At 64.6% G+C, this 22,143-nt stretch carries 22 protein-coding genes and 2 pseudogenes; 15 read left to right on the top strand and 9 right to left on the bottom strand.

Annotated elements, in window-relative coordinates; translation table 11 throughout:
• Window positions 1-81 precede the first annotated feature (81 nt).
• Both ONR75_RS20355 and ONR75_RS20350 read right to left on the bottom strand, forming a co-directional pair.
• Complete coding sequence (locus ONR75_RS20355; RefSeq protein WP_265078847.1) at window positions 82-807, bottom strand: sulfite exporter TauE/SafE family protein; 726 nt, start codon at window positions 805-807, stop codon at window positions 82-84.
• An 86-nt stretch (window positions 808-893) separates the two neighbouring features.
• A complete protein-coding gene (locus tag ONR75_RS20350) occupies window positions 894-2,099 on the bottom strand; it encodes a sensor histidine kinase (RefSeq protein ID WP_265078846.1) in 1,206 nt (401 codons plus the stop codon).
• 205 nt (window positions 2,100-2,304) lie between these two features.
• On the opposite strand from ONR75_RS20350, the gene ONR75_RS20345 reads away from it, so the two are divergent.
• Together ONR75_RS20345 and ONR75_RS20340 are read left to right on the top strand one after the other, a co-directional pair.
• Entirely contained in the window at window positions 2,305-3,036 is a 732-nt protein-coding gene (locus ONR75_RS20345) for a hypothetical protein (RefSeq protein ID WP_265078845.1), read from the top strand.
• Window positions 2,988-3,833, top strand: coding sequence for a hypothetical protein (locus ONR75_RS20340; protein ID WP_265078844.1), 846 nt, complete (start codon window positions 2,988-2,990; stop codon window positions 3,831-3,833). The genes ONR75_RS20345 and ONR75_RS20340 overlap by 49 nt, the downstream gene beginning before the upstream one ends.
• Here the strand turns inward: ONR75_RS20340 and alr are convergent.
• A pseudogene (alr, locus tag ONR75_RS20335) lies at window positions 3,806-4,959 on the bottom strand (alanine racemase). The gene ONR75_RS20340 and the pseudogene alr overlap by 28 nt on opposite strands.
• Before the next feature lie 132 nt (window positions 4,960-5,091).
• Window positions 5,092-6,576, bottom strand: a complete 1,485-nt coding sequence (locus tag ONR75_RS20330) for a replicative DNA helicase (RefSeq protein WP_265083747.1) — start codon at window positions 6,574-6,576, stop codon at window positions 5,092-5,094.
• A 558-nt stretch (window positions 6,577-7,134) separates the two neighbouring features.
• Between ONR75_RS20330 and ONR75_RS20325 the strand changes: the two genes are divergently transcribed.
• Window positions 7,135-7,335: a hypothetical protein gene (locus ONR75_RS20325; RefSeq protein WP_265078843.1), complete on the top strand. Its 201-nt coding sequence runs from the start codon at window positions 7,135-7,137 to the stop codon at window positions 7,333-7,335.
• Window position 7,336: 1 nt separating this feature from the next.
• Here ONR75_RS20325 and ONR75_RS20320 read toward each other — a convergent pair whose 3' ends face one another.
• The gene (locus tag ONR75_RS20320; protein ID WP_265078842.1) at window positions 7,337-8,587 is read right to left on the bottom strand and encodes an SAM-dependent methyltransferase; all 1,251 of its coding nucleotides are present in this window, start codon (window positions 8,585-8,587) and stop codon (window positions 7,337-7,339) included.
• A gap of 290 nt (window positions 8,588-8,877) precedes the next feature.
• Between ONR75_RS20320 and ONR75_RS20315 the strand changes: the two genes are divergently transcribed.
• Window positions 8,878-10,050, top strand: coding sequence for a hypothetical protein (locus tag ONR75_RS20315; RefSeq protein WP_265083746.1), 1,173 nt, complete (start codon window positions 8,878-8,880; stop codon window positions 10,048-10,050).
• 57 nt (window positions 10,051-10,107) lie between these two features.
• On the opposite strand, the pseudogene rplI reads toward ONR75_RS20315, so the two are convergent.
• From rplI to rpsF, 4 genes and pseudogenes are all read right to left on the bottom strand, one after another.
• A pseudogene (gene rplI / locus ONR75_RS20310) lies at window positions 10,108-10,697 on the bottom strand (50S ribosomal protein L9).
• Between the two features lie 53 nt (window positions 10,698-10,750).
• Complete coding sequence (locus ONR75_RS20305) at window positions 10,751-11,725, bottom strand: DUF2232 domain-containing protein (RefSeq protein ID WP_265078841.1); 975 nt, start codon at window positions 11,723-11,725, stop codon at window positions 10,751-10,753.
• Between the two features lie 125 nt (window positions 11,726-11,850).
• A complete protein-coding gene (rpsR, locus tag ONR75_RS20300) occupies window positions 11,851-12,090 on the bottom strand; it encodes a 30S ribosomal protein S18 (RefSeq protein ID WP_002711478.1) in 240 nt (79 codons plus the stop codon).
• 5 nt (window positions 12,091-12,095) lie between these two features.
• On the bottom strand, window positions 12,096-12,572 hold the full coding sequence (rpsF, locus tag ONR75_RS20295; RefSeq protein WP_265083745.1) for a 30S ribosomal protein S6: 477 nt from the start codon (window positions 12,570-12,572) through the stop codon (window positions 12,096-12,098).
• A 352-nt stretch (window positions 12,573-12,924) separates the two neighbouring features.
• Between rpsF and fabD the strand changes: the two genes are divergently transcribed.
• From fabD to ONR75_RS20240, 11 genes are all read left to right on the top strand, one after another.
• Entirely contained in the window at window positions 12,925-13,884 is a 960-nt protein-coding gene (gene fabD / locus ONR75_RS20290; RefSeq protein ID WP_265078840.1) for an ACP S-malonyltransferase, read from the top strand.
• Between the two features lie 18 nt (window positions 13,885-13,902).
• Window positions 13,903-14,640, top strand: coding sequence for a 3-oxoacyl-[acyl-carrier-protein] reductase (gene fabG / locus ONR75_RS20285; protein WP_265078839.1), 738 nt, complete (start codon window positions 13,903-13,905; stop codon window positions 14,638-14,640).
• 301 nt (window positions 14,641-14,941) lie between these two features.
• Entirely contained in the window at window positions 14,942-15,181 is a 240-nt protein-coding gene (locus tag ONR75_RS20280; protein ID WP_006020277.1) for an acyl carrier protein, read from the top strand.
• A gap of 98 nt (window positions 15,182-15,279) precedes the next feature.
• Window positions 15,280-16,545 carry a beta-ketoacyl-ACP synthase II gene (fabF, locus tag ONR75_RS20275; protein WP_265078838.1) on the top strand — a complete coding sequence of 422 codons (1,266 nt, stop codon included), beginning with the start codon at window positions 15,280-15,282 and terminating at the stop codon, window positions 16,543-16,545.
• A gap of 116 nt (window positions 16,546-16,661) precedes the next feature.
• Window positions 16,662-17,933 carry an endolytic transglycosylase MltG gene (gene mltG / locus ONR75_RS20270; RefSeq protein WP_265078837.1) on the top strand — a complete coding sequence of 424 codons (1,272 nt, stop codon included), beginning with the start codon at window positions 16,662-16,664 and terminating at the stop codon, window positions 17,931-17,933.
• A gap of 106 nt (window positions 17,934-18,039) precedes the next feature.
• Window positions 18,040-18,927, top strand: a complete 888-nt coding sequence (locus ONR75_RS20265; RefSeq protein ID WP_265078836.1) for a YicC/YloC family endoribonuclease — start codon at window positions 18,040-18,042, stop codon at window positions 18,925-18,927.
• Window positions 18,924-19,580, top strand: a complete 657-nt coding sequence (gene gmk, locus ONR75_RS20260) for a guanylate kinase (protein ID WP_265078835.1) — start codon at window positions 18,924-18,926, stop codon at window positions 19,578-19,580. Before ONR75_RS20265 ends, gmk begins: the two co-directional genes overlap by 4 nt.
• A 21-nt stretch (window positions 19,581-19,601) precedes the next feature.
• On the top strand, window positions 19,602-20,228 hold the full coding sequence (locus tag ONR75_RS20255) for a TIGR00725 family protein (protein ID WP_265078834.1): 627 nt from the start codon (window positions 19,602-19,604) through the stop codon (window positions 20,226-20,228).
• Between the two features lie 81 nt (window positions 20,229-20,309).
• On the top strand, window positions 20,310-21,098 hold the full coding sequence (locus tag ONR75_RS20250) for an ABC transporter permease (RefSeq protein WP_265078833.1): 789 nt from the start codon (window positions 20,310-20,312) through the stop codon (window positions 21,096-21,098).
• Window positions 21,095-21,463: an ATP-binding cassette domain-containing protein gene (locus ONR75_RS20245; protein WP_265078832.1), complete on the top strand. Its 369-nt coding sequence runs from the start codon at window positions 21,095-21,097 to the stop codon at window positions 21,461-21,463. The genes ONR75_RS20250 and ONR75_RS20245 overlap by 4 nt, the downstream gene beginning before the upstream one ends.
• Window positions 21,460-22,131 (top strand): ABC transporter ATP-binding protein, encoded by a 672-nt coding sequence (locus ONR75_RS20240; protein ID WP_265078831.1) that lies wholly within the window; start codon window positions 21,460-21,462, stop codon window positions 22,129-22,131. The genes ONR75_RS20245 and ONR75_RS20240 overlap by 4 nt, the downstream gene beginning before the upstream one ends.
• Window positions 22,132-22,143: the final 12 nt, after the last annotated feature.

The raw sequence follows: 22,143 nt of genomic DNA, 5'->3' as shown, positions 1-22,143 counted from the left end.
TCCGGCCGTTTTCGGTTTGTTCTCTTCATCTATGCGAGTACGCTGCCAATTTGCAAGTTTGTTATCGCTCCGAGCGGGCTTTCAAAGCGCATTCCAGAACATGCTTACCCCCGCCGCGATCATTATGCCGTCCATCACCAGCCGGAAAACGTCGGGATCGAGCTTCAGCACAAAGCGCTTGGCGACAAACGCGCCGATCATCAGCGACGAGCCAGCGATCAGGCCTTTGAAAAGCACTTCCCAGGTCAGTGCGCCGAACTGCTGAAAGGTGACGGATTTTGCCAGATAGAGGCCGAGCGAAGAGGCGGCCTCGGTAGCGAGGAACGCGCCCTTGGTCAGGCCGTAAAACAAAAACAGCGGCACGCTGAGCGGGCCGGTGGAGACGACGATGCCGGTGAGGTAGCCGATAATGGCGCCTGACATCGCGAGGTGCCACAGGGTGATCGTGAACTGGTGCCGCGCCAGCCAGTGTCGCATCGGCACCATGGCGATCAGGAATGTGCCGATGGCGACGTCCACCGCGCGCGACGGCAACACCAAGAGCGTGCGCGCGCCCAGCACGGCGGCGGGGATACCGGTGACCGAATAGGCCGCGCAGGCGCGCCAGTCGACCTCGCGCCACCACGCCAGAATCCGCGACAGGTTGGCCATCACAGCGGCCACCGCCATGATCGGTACTGCTTGCTTCGGCCCGAATTCATAGACCAGCACCGGCACCAGCATGATCGACGAGCCTGTGCCGACGATGCCCGAAATGGTGCCGGCGATCAGGCCGACCGCAAGGACAAAGATGAAACCGTAATCCACGACAGGCCCCTTTGCGACCAGCCTAGCCACGACCTCGCGAGTCGTGCAGCAAGTTTCGAAGTAGCGCAGCTGCCACGTGGCCCCGCTTACGCCGGAGTCAGGATCGGCAGGTCGAGCACGAAGCGGGCGCCGCCGGCGGGCGCGGTGACGATCCTGACCTGCCCCTTCAACTGGCGCACCAGGCCCTTGATCACCTTGAAGCCGAGACTGCTGCGCGGCAGGTCGATGTCGAAGCCTTCGGGCAGGCCGACGCCCTCGTCGGCGACTTCCAAATGTAGCAGGCCGTCGATCGCGCCTGCAGTCACATGGACGACGCCATGACTGCCGGGGTAGGCGTATTTCACGGCGTTGGTGACCAGTTCGTTGATGATCAGGCCGAGCGGGATCGCGTGGTCCGCGGAGATCGTGAGGTTTTCGGCCTGGCAGCGCAGCGTATGGTGGGGCGCCGTGCCCTGCAGGTTCTTGCAGAGTTCGGACATGAAATCGGTGAGCTCGATGAAGCCGATCCTGGCGCCGCGCCAGATATGATCATGAACCTGGGCGATGGTGTTGACGCGGGCGCTGGCGTCATCGAGGGCGTTGCGGACGTCCTGCGACAGCGCGCTGCGCGCCTGAACGCGCAGCAGTCCGACCACCGATGTCAGGCTGTTCTTGACGCGGTGGCTCATCTCGCGGGTCAGCAGCGCCTGGTGTTCCAGCGCGCGCTGCAGCTCCGCATCGGCCTGCTGGCGCTCAATGGCGATGCCGAGCAGGGCGGCAAACCCTTCGAGATATGAGGCGTCGCCGGCGTCGAACTTGCCGGAGTCAGCGCTGTCCACTTCGAGGACGCCGAACGACGTGTCGCCCTTGCCGCCGCCGGGGATCAGCACGTTGATGGCGCGCTTGATGCCATGGTCGGACAGCAGCTTTGGTGTACGGAACCGGGTCTCGGCTGCCAGGTGGTTGGAAACCACGGCCTCGCCGGTCTGGTAGGCGAAACCGGCCGGCGACGCGATATCGGTGCCGAGCGACACCACGCCGACCGTTCCCGCCGCCCAGCCGACACCGGCGCGTACCAGCAGGTGGTTGTCTTCGGCAATGTACTCAAGCACCTTGGCGAATTTCGTCTGCATACCTTGCGCACAGAGTTCCGTGGCGCGCTGCAGGATCTGGCCGAAATCGCGGCTTTGCAGCGCATGGCGGGCAAACTCGCCGAGCAGGGACTGCTGCCGCAAGCGGTAGAGCAGTTCGTCGCGGGGAATGCCAGCGTCTGCGGAAGCGACAGGCGGCGGTTCGATAGATCTGGATGACATCAAAGGCGTCCTGTGCCGGGCCGATCAGGCTCCCCCAGTACGGCACGAACAGGTCGCTGTCTATTTTCGCCGCCTCCAGGCGTGTTCACGGGATAATAACACCCGCTGGGCATGGTCGGCCGACACGGGGCGAGGCATGACTGCGACGGCCGAGATTGACCATGACGCTCCGTTGCGGGGATCAGCAGCGCGGGGACCCGGAGCATTGTGGTGGCTGACCGCGGCGGCACTTGCGATCGTGCTGGCGGTGCCGTTCTTCCTCGTCGACGTGCCGCCGGTGCAGGATTATCCCAACCATCTCGCGCGCTATTTCGTCCTCGCACACCCCGACGATCCCACACTCTCGCAGATGTATGCGCCGGCGTGGCGCATTCTGCCCAACCTGGCGATGGACGTGCTCGGCGCGGCACTGCTTCATGTCACTTCCGTGCATGCCGGTGGACGGATGCTGCTGGCCCTGAGCCTGTTTGCGCCGGTGATTGGCGTGGTGGTCTACAGCCGCGCTGCCTTCGGCCGCTTCCTGTACTGGCCGCTGGCATCGGGGGTGATCGCCTATAACGGCATCTTCCATCTCGGCTTCATGAACTTCCTGCTGTCGCTCGGGCTGGCGCTGGTTGCCGCCGCAGCCTGGCTGGTGCTGCGGCGGCGCGGCAGCGTGGTGATGGCCGCCATCGTCGGTGCGATCTCGGCCATCGTGATATTCTTCAGTCACATCTTCGGCGTCGTGCTGTTCGCGCTGATGCTGGCCTCGATCGAACTCACGCAGCTTCACGCCCTGAAAAATCCGGCAGGCTCGGCGCGCCGCAGCTGCTGCAGACCGCGGCGCTGGCTGTTGCCGTTCTTTCACCTCTGGTCTGGCTCTATCTCGCCAGTCCGTTCGCCCAGGGCGTGGCGTTCGGCGACTGGGGCGGCATCCACAAGCTGGCGGGGCTGCTGACGCCGTTCGCGACCTACAGCACGGCGGTCACGATGGTGACCTGCATCGCGGTCCTGATCCTGATGGTGCTGAACCGGCAGAACCTGGTGTTTGCGCGGGGCATGCAACTGGTCTTGGTCGCGCTGCTGCTGCTCTATACGGTGGCGCCGATCACCGTGAGCCGGGGCAGCTTCGTCGATTCCCGGCTCTGCCTGATGATGTCGCTGATCCTGTTTGCCGGCATGGCACCGCGCATCACCGGGCGTCGTGCGACGGTCGCAGCCGCGGTGTTCGCGGCCCTGATCGGCATGCGCAGCGCCTATATCTCTTGGGTGTGGGTCGATCACCGGCACGATGTCGCCGATCTTCGCGCCGCCATTGCGCCGGTGCCGGCCGGCGCGCGCGTGCTGACAGCGAGGGGCCGCCTCGGTTCCAGCACCGATGTTGGCCGGCCGTCGCGCGCAATGCCGTCCTTCTACCGGCTTGACGGCCACCTGCCGGCCTTGCTGCTGATCGAACGCCACGCATTCTGGCCGCTGCTTTTCGCCGACGCCAGCCAGCAGCCGTTGATCGTGAAGCCGCCATTTGACGCGATCGCGCAGCCGCTCGCGGAGTCGGTGGTATGGCCGATTTTGTGGCAGGACAGTTTCACCGCCGAAAATCTCGAGGACGCGCGCTACCTTCCGAACTGGCGTTCCAGGTTCGACTACGTGCTGCTCACGGATCTGCCTGCCGACACGACGCCGCCGCCCGGCCTGGTCGCGGTGGTCACGACCGGTTCGGCGGTTCTTTACAAGGTCGCGCCGCCGCCCTTGTAGATCCGGTGATAGCGCCGGCCGAGGCTGGTCAGCACTTCATAGGCGATGGTGCCGAAGTGATGCGCCAGTTCGTCCACCGTGATGCCGTCGCCGATCAGCGTTACCATCTGGCCGCGCCGCGCGGCGTTGTGGGCGAGGTCGGTGATATCCACCGCGAGCAAGTCCATCGAGATGCGCCCGGCGACCGGGCAGCGCTTGCTGGCGACGATCACCTCGGCACCGCGGGTGCCGTCATTGCTGCCGGCGGCGCGGAAATAGCCGTCGGCATAGCCGGCCGCGACCACGGCGATGCGGGTCGGCCGCCGCGCCGTCCAGGTCGCGCTGTAGCCTACGGTGTCGCCGCGGGCGACGTCGCGGATCTGCACGATGCGCGCCTTGAGATCGACCACCGGCTGCATCGGGTTGTCGGCTTCCGGTGTCGGATTGACGCCGTAAAGGGCTGCGCCGGGCCGCGTCAGGTCAAAGCTGAACTGCGAGCCGAGGAAAATGCCGGAGGAATTGGCCAGCGACGCCGGCACGCCGAAGAACAGATGTGCGACCTCGCGAAACGCCGCGACCTGTCTGGCATTGAGCGGATGCTGCACGTTTTCGGCGCAAGCGAGATGGCTCATCACCAGCGTGATGCCGTGATCGCCGGTCGCGATGCGCGGCGCCAGGCTTTGCGCATCGATCACGCTGAGTCCGAGCCGGTTCATGCCTGTGTCGACATGGACGGCGGCGCCCCGCGCCAGCCGGTGCGGCGACAGAAGATGTCCCATTCGGCGAGTTCGTTGAGATCGCCGATCACCGGCCGCGCATTGATGGCAGCCAGCGCGTCGCCGGAATTCTGGAGAAAGCCGTTGAGCACATAGATCGCTGCTTCCGGCGCCGCGCCGCGCACGGCCCGCGCCTCGGGGATGGTGGCAACGAAGAAGGTCTTGCAGCCCGCGGAGGCCAGGGCGCGCACCACCGGGTCAATGCCGCAGCCATAGGCGTCGGCCTTGACGGCGGCGCCGCACTCGGCCGGCACGCCGGTCTTTTCCAGCTTGCGCCAGTTGGCGACGATGGCGTCGAGATCGATGGTCAGCACGCCGGTAGCCGCCGCCAGCGCCGCCTCATCGGAGGGGCTTGGCTGGCAGCGATGGATTTCGGATCTGACACAACATTCATAGGACGTTCCTGACGCGCGAAGATGACGCCATCGCGGCGTCGCCGCTGGACCGATCAACTGCACTGCACAATAGGCGCGGGGCAGGAGCGGTTCAACCGCGCTGCGCGTCTACTCGTGATGCGCGGGCAGATGGCTTTCGCCGACCAGATCGCTGAAGCGGGTGAACTGGCCCTCGAACTGAAGTTCGACGGTGCCGGTGGGGCCGTGGCGTTGCTTGGCAATGATGACTTCGGCGCGGCCGTGCACCAGCGACATGTCGAGCTGCCACTTTTCGTGCTCCGGCGTGCCCGGCCGCGGCTCCTTGTTCTGCAGGTAGTATTCCTCGCGGTAGACGAAGATCACCGCGTCGGCGTCCTGCTCGATCGATCCGGATTCACGCAAGTCGGAAAGCTGCGGGCGCTTGTCGTCGCGGCTTTCAACCTGACGCGACAGCTGCGACAGCGCGATCACCGGACAGTTCAACTCCTTGGCCAGCGCCTTCAGGCTGGTGGTGATTTCGGTGACTTCCTGCACGCGGTTATCGGAGCGCTTGCCCGAGCCCTGCAGCAGCTGGATGTAGTCCACCATGATGACGTCGAGGCCCTTTTGCCGCTTCAGGCGGCGGGCGCGGGCGGTCAGCTGCGAGATCGACAGGCCGCCGGTTTCGTCGACATAGAGCGGCAGGTGCTGCAGCTCGATGGTGTGGTCGCAGATCTTCTCGAATTCGCCCTCGGTGATGCCGCCCCGTCGGATGCTGGCGGATGAAATGTTGGTCTGCTCGGCAAGAATACGCGTGGCCAGCTGTTCGGCGGACATTTCGCAGGAGAAGAAGCCGACAATGCCGCCGTTGACCGTTTTCTTGGTGCCGTCGGGCTGCAATTCGGACTGATAGGCGCGGGCGATATTGTAGGCGATGTTGGTGGCCAGCGCGGTCTTGCCCATGCCGGGGCGGCCGGCGAGCACCACGAGATCGGACTGCTGCAAGCCGCCGAGCCGGGCGTCGAGGGCCTTCATGCCGGTGGAGATGCCCGACAGCTTGCCCTCGCGCCGGTAGGCGTTCGCGGCCATGTCGAGGGCGGTCTTCATCGCCTGGGAGAATTTCTGGAAACCGCCGTCATAGCGGCCGGCTTCGGCAAGTTCGTAGAGCCGGCGCTCGGCGTCCTCGATTTGGGCGCGCGGCGCAAAATCGACCGGCGCGTCGAAGGCCACATTGACCATGTCCTCGCCGATCCGGATCAGGTCGCGGCGCAGCGCCAGTTCGTAGATGGTCCGGCCATAATCGTGGGCATTGATGATAGTGGTAGCTTCGGCGGCGAGGCGGGCGATGTACTGCGCCACCGTCATGCCGCCGAGATCGGTGTCGGCCGGCAGGAAGGTCTTCAGGGTGACGGGTGTGGCGACCTTGCCGGCGCGGATGATGCTGCCGGCGGTCTCGTAGACGGTCTGGTGGATCGGTTCGAAGAAATGTTCCGGCTTCAGGAAGTCGGAGACCCGGTAGAAGGCGTCGTTATTGACCAGGATGGCGCCGAGAACGCTCTGTTCCGCTTCGATATTGTGCGGTGCCGTGCGGTAGACGGGGGCACCGGCGTCGGGAAGTTTGAGAACGTTCAGAATCGAAGGTTGCCATGGCTCTGGATTGTTCTTTGAATTTGTCGGATGCGGTGCGCGGGCGACTAAGCGCCAGTTGGTCGCCGAGCGAAAGCCCGTTCATCCATTATGCACGATTCGGATATTTTCCGGTGGATGACGGGAGCTGTGAGCGCATTGCGCTTGACGGCATCCCTTCGGAAACGCGGCCCGCTGATGAAGGCTTGTTTAAGGAACCGCAGACAATTGGCGCACGCGACTGAACCTCGCGGCCACTTCCGCCACTTATAGGTATGGCCCGGGCTTTGACCCGCTTGGGGTTAGAGCAACAGAAGATAGATCAAGGCGGTCAGGCCTGCTGCGGCACAGATACCGATCATGACGTAATCGACGCGGATGCTGTCGGCTTCCGGGGATGTGTCTGGTGCGTTCGGTTTCATGTTGCCGTTTTAGGGCACGCCGAGCCGGGGCTTCTGTGATCCAGGTCACACTTCTGGATCGGCTGAGTGGACGTTGGGCGGGGCCGCGGAACTGGGTCGGCGATAGGGCGTTGATGTGGGACGACTAGACAAGGATGACCTGGCAATGACGCAGCGCGAGCAGCAACAATGGCAGCCCGTCAACGGTTCGACCGAATGGCTGTCCACTCTTGTCGATACGTTCGAACAGGCTGAACAACTCGGCGACGTGCGCTGCGATGATCGGCTGCTTTCAGAGATGCGTGCCCGTCTGGCCCGCCCGGCGCTGCCGAGCGACCGAAATCTGCAATTTCACCCCCAGTATTAGCCTATTCGCCGGCCATCTGAAGGCGCGGAGCCTGTCCGTGTTCGACGCTGCGTAGCCGCGCTTCCTCCCGGGCGATGTAATCGCGGGTCATCGGCACCACGCCTTGGCGCTTGGTCAGTTGGATCTGGAAATTCATCACGTTCTGCTTGCGGAACGACATTTCCGACGCCGCCAGGTAAAATTCCCACATTCTCGCGAAACGCTCGTCGTAGAGCCGCACCGCTTCCTCGCGCCGAGCCAGGAAGCGCTCGCGCCATGCCTTAAGCGTCTCCGCATAATGCAGCCGCAGGATCTCGATGTCACAGACCAGCAGGCCGGCGCGCTCGATCGCCGGTAGCACCTCGGACAGCGCCGGAATGTAGCCGCCGGGGAAGATGTATTTGGAGATCCAGGGATTGGTGATGCCGGGGCCCTCGGAGCGGCCGATCGAGTGCAGCACCATCACGCCGTCATCGGTTAGCAATTCCGCGCAACGCTTGAAATAGGTGTCGTAGTGGTCGACGCCGACGTGCTCGAACATGCCGACCGAGACGATACGGTCGAACGGGCCGGGGATGTCGCGATAGTCCTGCAGCACGAAGCGGGCGGACTGCCCCAGGTTCTTTTCTCCGGCGCGGGCGTTGGAAAGCTGGAGCTGCTCGGTCGACAGGGTAATGCCCGTGACGTCCGCGCCCGTCATCTCGGCGAGATACAGTCCAAGGCCACCCCAGCCGGAGCCTATATCGAGCAGCCGCTGGTCGGGCTTGATCAGCAGCTTGGCGGCGAGGTGGCGCTTCTTGGCGAGCTGGGCATCGTCGAGCGTGGCGTCCGGTGTCTCGAAATAGGCGCAGCTATATTGCCTGTCGGCATCGAGAAACAGCGAGTACAGCCGTCCATCCAGATCGTAGTGATGGGAGACGTTATTGCGCGACCGGCTGCGCGGATTGAACTGCTGGACGTGCCGGATCAGGTAGCGGAGCCACCATTGGACCCCGGCCCAGCGCGGCGACAGGTCCGGCTGGTCCAGCGCGATCGCCAGCACATCGGCGATGCTGCCCTGTTCGACCACGAAACTGCCGTCCATGAAGATGTCGCCGAGCGCCATTTCCGGGTCGAGCAGTAGCCGGCGCGCCGCGGCCCTGGTGGTGAACCTGACTGCGACAGGCTTTCCGGTGCCGTCGCCGCAGGTGAAGCGCGTGCCATTCGCGGTGGTGAACGTGATCGATCCGCGACGAATGTACTGGCCGAGAAACCAACGCAACAAACGGTCCATGGAAATCACCCCAATGACCCAATCACGTACGAACCGGGGTAGTAGGACGTCCGCGCATCAGCAGATAACTGTCGTCCTAGCTACCGGGTAATATGATAAGTGCGAGGTTTCGGCTTTGCCAATGCACTGGCCGCAATGCTTCCATACAAAATTGTTCCAATCGCGCAGTTCCGCGATCTCGCCACTTCCATTCGGACAACAATCCGGTACAACGTGACCGCCGCAAACCCGGCAATTTCCCGCGTCTGGAGGATGGAATGTTGAGCCGAGCGCTCAGTTTAGCGACGGCGATGCTTTTGATCGGCTTCGCGGCAGTCCCGGTGCAGGCTCAAAATCTTGAAGCCGGCAAAACCCCTTCACAAATCTTCTCTGGCACCTGCACGGCCTGTCACAAGAGCTCGCGCGGGCTGTTGAAGACCGTGGCGCCCGGTGCGCTGCCCGGATTCCTGCGTCAGCATTACACGACCAGCAGCGGCATGGCCGCTTCACTGAGTGCTTACCTTGTGTCCAACGGCGCCGCAGACAAGCGCTATGACGATGGCCTGACCAAGCAGGGCATCGAATCGCGTAGCGCGCCGAAACCGGCCCCGGAGGCGAAGCCAGGTGCCGCGCCAGCGGCTGCTGCACCAGCGCCTGCCGAATCGCCGTCCTTCTTCGGCTTCGGCCGCCGCGCCGCCGAGCCGGCGCCGGAAGCTAGACCCGAGCCGGAAGCCGCGCCGATGACAGCGCGGCAGAAGCGGGCCGCCGATCGTGCCGCCAAACGGCTCGGACGTCCTGCGGCTGATGCCCCCAATGCAGCAAAGCCTGACGGTGAAACGCCTGCCGCCGAAGGCAAGCCGGCCGACGCGAAACCCGCCGCCGAAGGCGAACCGTCGGCGGCGGCCGCGCCATCCGCGACCATGCAGAAGCTAGGCAAGAAGGGCAAGCGCCGCGGCCGTGAAGAGCAGCCGAAGGTCGCGCCGGAGATTGCCAAGCCGGAGCCGGTCAAGCCGGAGCCGACGAAGCCGCAGCCTGTTAAGGAAGAGGCCAGCAAGCCCGTCGCGCCGAAGCCGGCCGAGGAGGGAAAGACCGAGCCGGCCAAAACTGAACCAGCCAAGTCAGAGTCAGCCAAGCCTGAGCCGGCCAAGCCTGACAACGCAAAGGCCGAAACCCCGTCGTTGCGTCCCGATCCGGTGCCGCCGGTGACACCGGCCCCCAAGGCGTCGGAGAGCGAGTCGCGGCCTGCGTCGTCGGCAGAGTCGCCCGCCGCTCCGGCTTCGTCGGCGCCCGCCGCCGCGTCACCGGCGCCCGCAGCCTCAGAGCCGCGCGCACCTGCCGCCGACACGAGTCCGAAACCTCCGGCCGTCGAGTCGCGTCCACCGACGCCGGTCGCGCCGCCTGCGTCAGGCGGTCCGACGGTCCCCCGATCTCGCAATAGGGCGAAGCCATCGGCTGCTGCCGAGTGGTCGACCATCAGCCAATGAAAAGCCCGGCCAATCTGGCCGGGCTTTTTTGTCGTCATCGCAGCAAAGCGGAAGGTCTTACTTCTCGTCGCCGTCTTCGTCGTCGCCGGGACGAGCTTCCGGATCGAAGAATTCACCGGCTGCGGCAAGCGCTTCGGCGGCGGCGTCCTGGTCTTCCTGGCGGGTGCTGATGTCTTCGCCGCGGTTGATGCGCTCGGCCTCGGCCTCGCTGCGGGCAACGGTGACGCTGACGCTGACTTCGACTTCCGGATGCACGGCGATCGAGATCTTATGCTTGCCGATCGTCTTGATCGGCGCGTCGAGCAGCACCTGGCTGCGCGCGAAGGTGACGCCATCGCTCTCGAAGGTCGCGATGATGTCGCGCACGGTGACCGAACCGAAGAGCTGGCCGGTTTCCGAGGCCTGACGCAGAACGACGACGTTGCGACCGTCGATTTTCTCGGCGACCTTGGTGGCTTCTTCCTTGGCGACGAGGTTACGCGCCTCGAGGTCGGCCTTCATGCCTTCGAACTTCGAGCGGTTGTCGGTGGTGGCGCGCAGCGCCTGCCACGCTTCAGCAGGAAGTTGCGGGCGTAGCCGTCCTTGACGCGGACGACTTCGCCCATCTGGCCGAGCTTGGTGACGCGTTCCAGCAAAATGACTTCCATAGTATGTCTCCTTTGTGTGTTGCAGCGAAAGTGGGTTGGGGTGAAGGGAATTCTCAGGTCACCTGCGAAGGCAGCCTGCGTTGCAGAAAGCGTTGGCGGAATCCGAAGAAGGCATCGGCGAGGCCGAGGCCGACCATTCCGAGGATCGGCCAGCCGAACACCAGCACGATGGCGTAGGCCGAACTCAGCCACAGCACCCGGCTTTTCAGGCCGAGCGTCAGCGTATGCAGCGTGGCAAAGCCGGTCAGCGCATAGGCCATCAGCAGCGTCGAACTCACGATCTGGCCGAAGATCGCGAGCACGCCTCCTGTGAAGGACAATGCGAGGGCCAGCGCCAGCGCCACCAGGGTCATCGGCGGCAGCGCCGCGCTCCTCAGGTCCGGCCACGGGCGATGCAGGCGGCCGGAGGTGGCGGTGATTTTTGCGGCCAGCCAGAGATTCAGCGTCAGCGTCATGATGGCAACCAGCGCCGCCGCGGCCGGCGCAATCATGACCAGCGCGTCGATCAGCGCGTCCACATCGTTATCGGCGGGTTTGCCTTCGCGTGGCCCCATGATGCGCAGCAGGCCGCGCTTCAGCGCGCCGACGATGCTGGCGCCGTCGGTGCCGAGTGTGAGCAGGGCGGCCATGGTGGTCAATGCGGCGAAGCCGGCGACCCACAGCAGGATGCGGCCGACCGGGTACCATTCCGTCTGCGGTGCAATGGCAGCGGCGCCGTTCGATGCCGGCGTGCCTTCGATGACCGGGCGGCCGAGCAGCGCGAGGTGGCCAAGCCACCAGGCCGGCAGCGCGACGGTCACAACGAAGGCGCCGAGATAGGGCATGCCGAACATCAGGCCGAGGCCGGTCGCAGCGGCAATGCCGCCAATGGCGGCGCCGAGCGCTCCCCAGCCGAGGCCTGCGACCATCAGGGGCAGCGGCGCGAGATAGAACAGCAGCAGCGAGATCAGCGCGCCCGAAATGATCGAGGCGAACATCAGCGCCGAGGCAGCGCCTGCAGCAAGCGCGATAAGGAGGGGCATGATCATCAGCTGTCCCGCTCCTTTCGAGCGGTTAGAGGTCTGTGACCCCAACCATCGGCGACCGGACGACCCGGAAGCCTTATGAGAAGAAACAGCCCGCGGCGTCGATGCCGCGGGCTGAAGGCGTTCGCTTAGCGAATCACGTAGGGCAGCAGGCCGAGGAAACGCGAGCGCTTGATGGCGCGCGCGAGTTCACGCTGCTTCTTGGCGGAGACGGCGGTGATGCGGCTCGGCACGATCTTGCCGCGCTCGGAAACGTAACGCATCAGCAGCTTGGAATCCTTGTAGTCGATCTTCGGCGCGTTCGGACCTGTGAACGGGCAGGTCTTGCGACGGCGGAAAAACGGACGACGTGCACCAGCTTCAGCCATGATTCTTACTCCTCACCAGCTGCAGTTGCGGCTTCGTCGTCACGGGGACGGCGCGGGCCGCGATCACCCCGGAAACCACCGCCTTCACGATCACCACGGAAACCGCCTTCGCGGTCGCCACGGAAGCCGCCGCCACGGTCGTCGCGATCACGGTCGCGATCGGCCTTGCGCATCATCGCCGACGGGCCTTCCTCGTGCTCTTCGACGCGGATGGTCAGGTAGCGGATGACGTCTTCGCTGATGCGTTCCTGGCGCTCGATCTCGGTGATCGCCGCGGAGGGGGCATCGATGTTCATCAGAACGAAGTGCGCCTTGCGATTCTTGTTCATGCGATAGGTCAGGGAGCGTACGCCCCAATTTTCCATCTTTACGACCTTGCCGCCGGTACCTTCGACGATTGCGGTCATCTGCGCAGTCAGGTCCTCGACCTGCTGGGCGCTCGCGTCCTGGCGCGCCAGAAATACATGCTCGTAGAGAGCCATGGGTGTCCTTTCCACTGTTAGCGCGTTCCCCGGCGGCAAGCCCTTCGAACCCTCTAGGAAAGGACTCGATATTGCTCAGAAGGCGGAAGCACGGGACGACGGGCCAACTGGCCCTGCCACATCAATTCAAACGCTGAAATTGCTGAGACCGTCCGTTCAGCTCCCGGCCGGGATCTGCGGATCGGGGCCTTATACGGATTTCCGGCGGAATGGCAAGGGAAACCAAGGGAAACAACGCTGGTTTCGCTGGTCTGGCTGGCGGTAGGGGAACCCGGGCGCCGGGACGGCGGCTTGACATAACACATCCCGCCAGTGTCTTACGGCGCACGTTAAGAGACTTTCAGGGGCGTCGATGACCGCAGCATTCACATTTCCGGGGCAGGGGTCCCAGGCCGTTGGCATGGGCAAGGCGCTGGCCGACGCCTTTCCGGTCGCCCGCGCCGTGTTCGACGAGGTCGATTCGGCGCTCGGCCAGAAGCTGACCGCGATCATCTGGGACGGACCCGCCGAGACCCTGCAACTGACGGAAAATGCCCAGCCGGCGCTGATGGCGGTGTCGCTGGCGACCATGCGGGTGCTGGAAGCCGAAGCCGGCCTGGTGCTGGCGCGGGACGCGGCGTTTGTGGCGGGGCATTCGCTCGGCGAATATTCGGCGCTGGCGGCCGCTGGCAGCCTGAGCATCAGCGATGCCGCGCGGCTGCTGCGCACCCGCGGCCAGGCCATGCAGAAGGCCGTTCCGGTCGGGGTTGGCGCCATGGCGGCGCTGCTCGGGCTCGATTTCGAGACCGCGGTCGCGGTGGCCGAAGAGGCCGCCCAGGGCCAGGTCTGTCAGGCCGCCAACGACAATGGCGGTGGCCAGGTGGTGGTGTCCGGCGACGTCGCCGCTGTGGAGCGCGCCCTGGAGATCGCCAAGACCAAGGGTGCCAAGCGCGCCATGCTGCTGCCGGTGTCGGCACCGTTTCATTGCAGCCTGATGCAGCCGGCCGCCGACGTGATGGCTGAGGCGCTGGCCGCGGTGACCATTCAGGCGCCGGCGGTGCCGCTGGTGTCCAACGTGCTGGCCTCCGCTTTGACCGATCCGGACGAAATTCGTCGCCGGCTTGTGGAGCAGGTGACGGGAACGGTGCGCTGGCGCGAGTCGGTGGTCTATATGGCCGGCCACGGCGTCACGCGGTTTTTCGAGGTCGGCGCCGGCAAGGTGCTGAGCGGCCTGGTGAAGCGTATCGCCGAAGGAGCCGTCGGCACCGCCGTCGGCGGACCCAATGATATTGCCGTGGTCAAGGACGCGCTCGCTGCGGCGCGTCCGGCGTAAACGGACGAAGGAGACGACATGTTCGATTTGACTGGCCGAACCGCGCTGGTGACCGGCGCCACGGGTGGCATCGGCGGCGCCATTGCGACCGCTCTGCACGGGCAGGGGGCAACCGTCGCGTTGTCCGGGACCCGGCGCGACGCGCTGGAGGCGCTGGCCGCCAAACTCGGCGAGCGAACTTTTGTGCTGCCGTGCAACCTGTCCGACGACGCCGAGGTCGAGGCACTGGTACCCTCGGCCGAAAAGGCGATGGGTCAGCTCGATATTCTCGTCAGCAACGCCGGCATTACCCGCGACAACCTGTTCGTGCAGCTGAAGGACGAGGACTGGGACGACGTCATCAAGGTCAACCTGACCGCGACATTCCGCCTGGCCCGTGCCGCCACCAAGCTGATGATGCGCAAGCGCTTCGGCCGCATCATCGCCATCACCTCGATCGTCGGCGTGACCGGCAATCCCGGTCAGGGCAACTACACCGCCGCGAAGGCCGGACTGATCGGCATGATCAAGACGCTGGGCGCCGAATACGCCAAGCGCAATGTGACAGCCAATTGCATCGCGCCGGGCTTTATCGCGACGCCGATGACCGATGCATTGAACGACAAGCAGCGCGAAGCGATTCTGGCCAAGGTGCCGGCGGCTCGGCTGGGCACGCCGGAAGATATCGCTGCGGCGGCGGTGTATTTGAGCTCAAATGAAGCGGCTTACGTCACCGGCCAGACCATCCATGTCAATGGCGGAATGGCTATGATCTGAGCTTGCGGGGAACCCCGGAAGGGCAAACCGTTTGGATCCCCGGCATGCTTGATGAGCCTTGTAGTCAGGGCTTGGGAAGTATGGTAACCGGACCAAGAACGGCAGGGTAAACAATGCCATTGCAGGAATTTGAAACCCTGTATATTGGCGGTGCGGAGCCTGCCGTTATTCGCGAGGTCTCGTCCGGGACGACGGGGCCAATCAAGATGACGCGCAATGCGCAGGAATATGTGATTTAACGCACCACGATGGCTCGTATCGTCTGCGGTCGGGTCCAATGAAACAAGCACGAGGTTGAACGATGAGCGAGATTGGCGAGCGAGTTAAGAAGATCGTGGTCGAACACCTTGGTGTTGAACCCGAAAAAGTAGTCGATGCCGCGAGCTTCATCGATGATCTCGGTGCAGACAGCCTCGACACTGTCGAGCTCGTGATGGCATTCGAAGAAGAGTTCGGCTGCGAAATTCCCGATGACGCCGCTGAGACGATCCTCACCGTCGGCGACGCCACCAAGTTTCTTGAAAAGAACGCGAAGAGCTAACGCTCTTCAAAGGAACACGTAAGAAGCCGGACGGATCGTCGTACAACGATCCACCGGCTTCTTGTTGTGTACCGCAACTGACCGGGCTGGAGATTGATATGAGACGGGTTGTCGTCACGGGGCTGGGCATGGTGTCACCGCTCGGCTGCGGCGTCGAACCAACCTGGAAGCGCATTCTCAACGGCGAGAGCGGTGCCCGGCAGATCGACATGTTCGATGTGTCGGACCTCACAAGCCGGATTGCCTGCATCATTCCCCGCGGCGACGGTACGGCCGGCACCTTCAATCCCGATCAGTGGATGGAGCCGAAGGACCAGCGCAAGGTCGACGATTTTATCATTTACGCCATGTGTGCAGCCAAGCAGGCGCTCGACGACGCCGGCTGGCATCCCGACAACGAGACAGACCGCTGCGCCACCGGCACGATGATCGGCTCGGGCATCGGTGGCCTGTCGGGCATCGCCGACACCGCCCTGCTGCTCAGGGATCGCGGACCGCGCAAGGTCTCGCCATTCTTCATTCCCGGCCGCCTGATCAACTTGGCTTCCGGCTACGTCTCGATCGAGCACGGCCTCAAGGGGCCGAACCATGCGGTGGTGACGGCCTGCTCGACCGGTGCGCATGCAATCGGCGACGCCAGCCGCCTGATCGCGCTTGGCGACGCGGACGTGATGGTGGCCGGCGGCACGGAATCGCCGATCAGCCGCCTGGCCATGGCCGGCTTCTGCGCATCGCGCGCGCTGTCGACCGGCTTCAACGAGAATCCGGAGAAGGCCTCGCGCCCCTACGACAAGGACCGCGACGGGTTCGTGATGGGCGAGGGCGCCGGCGTCGTCGTGCTCGAGGAATACGAGCACGCCCGCGCGCGCGGCGCCAAAATCTATGCCGAGATCACGGGCTACGGGATGTCGGGCGACGCCTACCACATCACGTCGCCGACGCCGGACGGCGACGGCGCATTTCGCAGCATGAGCGCTGCCATGAAGCGCGCGGGGATCGCTGCGTCCGATATCGACTACATCAACGCCCACGGCACCTCGACCCAGGTCGGAGACGAAATCGAACTCGGTGCCGCGCAGCGATTGCTCGGCAATGCCGCGTCGACCGTGTCGATGTCTTCGACCAAGTCGTCGATCGGGCATCTGCTGGGCGCTGCTGGTGCGGTCGAGGCCATCTTCTGCATTCTGGCGATTCGGGATAACATCGCGCCGCCGACCATCAATCTCGACAATCCTTCGGTGGATACTGCAATCGACCTGGTCCCGCACAAGCCGCGCAAGCGTGAGATCAATGTGGCGCTGTCGAATTCATTCGGTTTCGGAGGTACAAACGCCTCCCTTATCCTGCAGCGTGTTGCCCACTAGAGTGACTCCACCGTTTCGCCGCATTCCGCGCTAATTCCTACTGCGGGCGTATGCTACAGGCGGGCAGGGAGTTGTCCCCTGGTCACGATTGAACCGACAGGATTCAGGTACTATCGATGAGTGAGAGGCCGCCCATTTCGCCAAGGAGCCCGCGCGCCGCGCTGGAGCCGGAGCAGGTTCCGCCGCCGCCGAAACGCTCTGACCGTGCCCGCAATCCGCTGGTTATCGCCGGCAACGCCATCATCACCATCATCCTCGTCGTGATGCTCGGCGTCGGCGGGGTCTACGTATACGGCCGCCAGGCGCTCGAAGCGCCGGGACCGCTGCAAGACGAGAAGGTCGTCAACATTCCCGCCCGCGCCGGCAAGGGCGACATCGCCGAGACGCTGCTACGCGAAGGCGTGATCGACGCTAACCGCTGGGTGTTCATCGGCAGCGTGTTCGCGCTGAAGGCCAGCTCCGAGCTCAAGCCGGGAGAGTATCTGTTTCCGAAGAACGCCAGCCTGCGCACCGTCATCGGCACGCTCGTCGAAGGCAAGGTGGTGCAGCATTCGGTGACGATCCCGGAGGGCCTGACCTCCGAGCAGATCGTTGCCCGGCTGACCGATAACGACATCTTCACCGGTTCGATCCGCGAGATGCCGCGCGAGGGTACGCTGCTGCCGGAGACCTACAAGTTTCCGCGCGGCACCACCCGCGATCAGGTGATCCAGCGCATGCAGCAGGAGCAGAAGCGGGCGCTGGCCGACATCTGGGAGCGCCGCAGCCCCGACGTTCCGGTCAAGACTCCGGAGCAGCTGGTTACGCTGGCCTCCATCGTCGAGAAGGAGACCGGCAAGGCCGACGAGCGCAGCCGGGTTGCGGCGGTGTTCGCCAACCGCCTGCGGCAGAAGATGAAGTTGCAGTCCGATCCGACCATCATCTACGGCCTGGTCGGCGGCAAGGGCACGCTGGGGCGGCCGATCAAACGCAGCGAGATCCAGCAGCCGTCGCCCTACAATACCTATGTGGTCGAAGGCCTGCCTCCGGGCCCGATCGCCAATCCTGGGCGCGCTTCGCTTGAGGCCACCGCCAAGCCGGCGCGCACCCGCGACCTGTTCTTTGTCGCCGACGGCACCGGCGGCCACAGCTTCACTGAAACCTACGACCAGCACCAGAAGAACGTCGCCAGGCTGCGGGCACAGGAAAAGCAGATCCAGAACGATACCGTCGAGCCGCCGGACGAGCCGCAGCCTGGTGCCGCGGCTACGCCGGGTGATCCGAATGCGGCCACCGGGGCAACCCCGGCCAAGCCCGCCGGGCAGAAACAGCGCACCCGCAGCGCGGCTCCGCCGGCACGCCAGGGCGCCGCGCAATCGACGGCATCGCCGCCGGTGGTTCAGCAATAGGCAGCGGTCGCGAATCCGCGGTAATTCCCTAAGGCCCGAAAAGGCTCTAACCTGATCCCGGTTCGCGCTTCGCGAATCTCAACTCTTATTTTTGGAGACGTTCGCGATGGCGCTGTCGAGCATGACCGGCTTTGCGCGAAGTCACGGCACCAGCGGGCCGTATGCCTTCGAGTGGGAATTGAAGTCCGTCAATGCCAAGGGCTTCGACTTTCGCGTGCGGCTGCCGCCCGGCTGGGACGAGGCTGAAACCATCGCCCGTAAGCGGGCCGCCGAGGTGCTGTCGCGCGGCACGGTCTACGCCAATCTCACCGTGAAGCGCGCCAACGCGATGTCCACGGTGCGCGTCAACGAGGACGTGCTGAATTCGATCCTGAAGATTGCTGGCGAACTCGCCGGCAAGATCGATGCGGTGGCGCCCAGCGTGGACGGATTGATGGCCATCAAGGGCGTCATTGAGGTCGTCGAACCGGACAGCGACGAGGAAGAAGACAAGGCCGCTCGGGTCGCCGTGGCGGCAGCCTTCGAGCAGGCGCTGACCGCGCTGGTCGAAATGCGCAAGCGCGAGGGCGACACCCTCGGCCAGATCCTGTCACAGCGCATGGATGAGATTGAAACGCTTGCGAAACAGGCCGAGGCAGCACCGGGCCGCAAGCCCGAGGCGATCCGCGCCCGGCTTGCCGAGCAGATCGCCGCACTGCTGGAGTCGTCGGATCGTTTCGATTCAGACCGGCTCAACCAGGAGGCCATCATGATCGCGGCCAGGGCCGACATCCGTGAAGAACTGGATCGCATCGCCTCGCACATCTCTCAGGCGCGCGACATGATCAAGAAGGGCGGCGCGGTCGGTCGTCGGCTGGATTTCCTGGCGCAGGAGTTCAATCGTGAGGTCAATACCTGCTGTTCTAAATCCAACGATATCGATTTGACCAACACCGGGCTCGCGATGAAGAACGTGGTCGAGCAATTCCGCGAACAGGTTCAGAACCTCGAATGACGAATTCCAACAATCCTGTATTCGAAGGCGTCGAGCGGCGCGGGCTGATGTTCGTGCTGTCGTCGCCGTCGGGCGCCGGCAAGACCACGCTGACGAGAATGCTGATCTCGGAAATTCCCGAACTGAAGATGTCTGTGTCGGTGACGACGCGGCCCAGGCGTCCCGGCGAAGAAGAAGGCCGCGACTACTATTTCGTCGACCAGGCGCGGTTCGACCAGATGGTGGCACAGGGCGAACTGCTGGAATGGGCGCGGGTATTCGACAATTGCTATGGTACGCCGCGAAAGCCGGTGGAAGAAGCCCTGGCAGCCGGCCGCAATGTGCTGTTCGACATCGACTGGCAGGGCACGCAGCAATTGACTGGCCGCGCGCCGAAGGACGTGGTCAGCGTGTTCATCCTGCCGCCCTCGGTGCAGGCGCTGGAGCAGCGGCTGCATACCCGCGCGCAGGATTCCGACGAGGTGATCCGCGGTCGCATGAAGAAGGCCGGCGACGAGATGAGCCACTTCGATGCCTACGACTACATCGTCATCAACGACAACATCGGCATCGCCTTCGAATCGGTGAAGTCGATTCTTCGCGCGGAGCAGCTGAAGCTCGAGCGCCAGGTCGGCGTCACGGCGTTCGTGCAGAAGCTCAGGCAGCAACTCTAAGGGCGTCTGGAGACTTCCGTGATGACCGACCTGCGATGGAGCGCCAGCGCGCAGCAGCTGACCCAGGCCGCCCGCGGCTTCGATCCGCTGAAGCTGACATGGGGGCCGGGCGTTGCCGAGGCGGCTGACGCGGTGACGGTCACGCCGGCCGAAGCGCTGCGGCATCTGGCGACCGGGCACAAGCTGCGCCGCGTTCCCATCGGCATCATCGGGCCCCGCGATGCCACGCCGACGCAGTATGCGCTGGCCGAGCAGATGGGCGAAGCACTGGCGGATCATGGTCTGCAGTTGCTGTGCGGCGGCAAAAATGGCGTGATGGAAGGGGCGTGCAAGGGGCACGCGCGCGGCGGCGGCCTTCCAGTCGGGCTGCTGCCCGACGAGGAGTGGGATACTGCCAATCCCTATGTGGCGATTCCCATTGCCACCGGCATCGGGCCGGCGCGCAACGCCATTATTGCGCGGGCATGTTTGGTGCTGGTGGCGATCGGCGGTGGCGTCGGTACGCTGTCGGAGATGGCGCTCGGGCTACAGTTCAAGCGCCTGGTACTGGCGATGGCCGATGCGCCCGCCGTCGATGGCGTTGATCGGGTCGCCAGCGTCGAGGATGTCATGGCGCGCATTGCGATGCGGATATTCCGCAGCGCGTAATTCTCCGAGATTGTCACAAAACTAATATGCTGCCTCTGTACTGAGGTCGGACCTCCTGACCTCACTTGAAGGCGTGTCCGTTTGGCCATTATTGCCATCGTCTACCTGTTGTTTCTGATCGCTCCGATGCTGTTGCTGGCGGTGGGCTCGTTCGGCGGCAATTGGAGCAACACCTTGCTGCCCACCGGCTTCACATGGCGCTGGTATCAAGAACTCGCTGCCGATCCGAGCTTCCGCCGCGCCTTTGTCACAAGCCTGCAGGTCGTGGCGACAACCTGTGTTCTGAATCTCCTCATCGGCCTGCCGCTGGCCTACGCCATCCAGGCTGGCGCCCGCGGCGGCGTTCGTCTGGCGGCACGGATCCTGACGCTGCTGCCGGTCGCCGCCCCCGAACTGGTGCTCGCCTTCGGCTTTATCCTGGTTTTCTCTTCGGACGCGCTGCCTTGGCTGGGCAGTTTCTGGCTGCTGGCGGCGGGCCATCTGGTCCTGACGCTGCCCTACACCGTGACCGCACTGGTCGCCGATATGGAGCAACTCGGCCTCGAACAGTATGAGCACGCCGCGGCAACGCTTGGCGCTTCGTTCGCAGCGCGGTTGCGTGACGTGACGTTGCCGTTGCTGCGCCCGAGCCTTTTGTCCTCGATGCTTACCGTGGCGGCGCTTTCGATTGGCGAATTCCAGCTGTCCAACCTGATCTCGGGGTTCATGTCGCGCACTTATCCTGTGGTGCTGCTGCAGGCCTTTTACGGCGCCACCGGCTTTGCCTGCGCGGCCACGGTCGTTCTGCTCTTGTTGGCCACCTTGGCCTCGCTGACCAGCGGACTGACGGCACAGTTCGCCGGGACCCTGCGATCGAGTCGCGCCGCGTGACCCTGCAATTCGACCATGTGAGCTTCACCTATCCCGGTGGCACCGCCGGCGCGTTCGACATCACGTTGTCGATCGGGCGGGGCGAGTTGCTGGCCATCATCGGGGCTTCCGGGTCCGGAAAATCGACGCTGCTGAAACTGCTGGCGGGTTTCGTGAAGCCTGACAGCGGTCGCATCCTGATCGACGGCAAGGACGTGGGACATCTCGCGCCGGAGGCCCGGCGCCTCGGTGTGGTGTTCCAGAACTACGCGCTGTTTCCGCATATGCGGCTGTGGGAAAACGTCGCTTACCCCTCAAAGTACGTGGTGTCGGCAAAGCGGAACGGCGATCGCGGGCCGTCGACATGCTGGGGCGCGTCGGCATGAAGCCACGGGCCGATGATCTTCCGGCGGAGTTGTCCGGTGGCCAGCAGCAGCGGGTGGCGCTGGCGCGCGCGCTGGTGTTCGAGCCGCAAGGGCTGTTGCTGGACGAACCGCTGTCGGCGCTCGACGCCGGCCTGCGCATGGAGATGCGCGACGAGATCCTGCGGGTGCAGCGCCAGGCCGGCATCGCGACGCTGCTGGTCACCCACGACCAGGAAGAGGCGCTGTCGATCGCCGACAAGGTGGTGATGATGCGGGACGGCCGACTGGTGCAGATCGGCACGCCGCGCGACCTGTACGAGACGCCGGTGAATGCCAGCGTGGCTGCCTTTGTCGGCCAGTCCAACCTGTGGCTTGGCGAGGTTACCGCGGGCGGGCGGGTCTCCACCTCGATCGGGATACTTGCCTGTGACACGGCGGGCTGGCAGAGCGGCGACAAGGTGACCGTGCTGGTGCGCCCGGAGCGGATCGAGCCGATCGCTGGTGCCGTCGATCCCGCGACGCCCGGACACTTTGCCGGCACCATGGTTGCCGATCGCTATCTCGGCCCGCTGCGCCGGATTGACCTGACGGTCGCCGGCGGCGTCATCCGCCTCGAAACCCATCTCCGTGATCCGGTGACGGGGGTGACCATCCCGCCCGCCGCGATCCGCTTGCTACCTCCGAACTGACCAACCCCACCT

Source organism: Rhodopseudomonas sp. P2A-2r (assembly GCF_026015985.1).
GTDB lineage: Bacteria > Pseudomonadota > Alphaproteobacteria > Rhizobiales > Xanthobacteraceae > Tardiphaga.
This window is presented reverse-complemented; position numbering and strand designations above follow the sequence as displayed.

Coding starts and splice junctions, on each gene's coding strand:
- ONR75_RS20255 (WP_265078834.1), top strand. CDS start 19,602: ATGACCGACCTGCGATGGAGCGCCAGCGCGCAGCAGCTGACCCAGGCC.
- rpsR (WP_002711478.1), bottom strand. CDS start 12,090: ATGGCTGAAGCTGGTGCACGTCGTCCGTTTTTCCGCCGTCGCAAGACC.
- gmk (WP_265078835.1), top strand. CDS start 18,924: ATGACGAATTCCAACAATCCTGTATTCGAAGGCGTCGAGCGGCGCGGG.
- ONR75_RS20350 (WP_265078846.1), bottom strand. CDS start 2,099: ATGTCATCCAGATCTATCGAACCGCCGCCTGTCGCTTCCGCAGACGCT.
- ONR75_RS20320 (WP_265078842.1), bottom strand. CDS start 8,587: ATGGACCGTTTGTTGCGTTGGTTTCTCGGCCAGTACATTCGTCGCGGA.
- rpsF (WP_265083745.1), bottom strand. CDS start 12,572: ATGGCTCTCTACGAGCATGTATTTCTGGCGCGCCAGGACGCGAGCGCC.
- ONR75_RS20265 (WP_265078836.1), top strand. CDS start 18,040: ATGGCGCTGTCGAGCATGACCGGCTTTGCGCGAAGTCACGGCACCAGC.
- fabG (WP_265078839.1), top strand. CDS start 13,903: ATGTTCGATTTGACTGGCCGAACCGCGCTGGTGACCGGCGCCACGGGT.
- ONR75_RS20315 (WP_265083746.1), top strand. CDS start 8,878: ATGCTTTTGATCGGCTTCGCGGCAGTCCCGGTGCAGGCTCAAAATCTT.
- ONR75_RS20325 (WP_265078843.1), top strand. CDS start 7,135: ATGACGCAGCGCGAGCAGCAACAATGGCAGCCCGTCAACGGTTCGACC.
- fabD (WP_265078840.1), top strand. CDS start 12,925: ATGACCGCAGCATTCACATTTCCGGGGCAGGGGTCCCAGGCCGTTGGC.
- fabF (WP_265078838.1), top strand. CDS start 15,280: ATGAGACGGGTTGTCGTCACGGGGCTGGGCATGGTGTCACCGCTCGGC.
- ONR75_RS20305 (WP_265078841.1), bottom strand. CDS start 11,725: ATGATCATGCCCCTCCTTATCGCGCTTGCTGCAGGCGCTGCCTCGGCG.
- ONR75_RS20280 (WP_006020277.1), top strand. CDS start 14,942: ATGAGCGAGATTGGCGAGCGAGTTAAGAAGATCGTGGTCGAACACCTT.
- ONR75_RS20240 (WP_265078831.1), top strand. CDS start 21,460: ATGAAGCCACGGGCCGATGATCTTCCGGCGGAGTTGTCCGGTGGCCAG.
- mltG (WP_265078837.1), top strand. CDS start 16,662: ATGAGTGAGAGGCCGCCCATTTCGCCAAGGAGCCCGCGCGCCGCGCTG.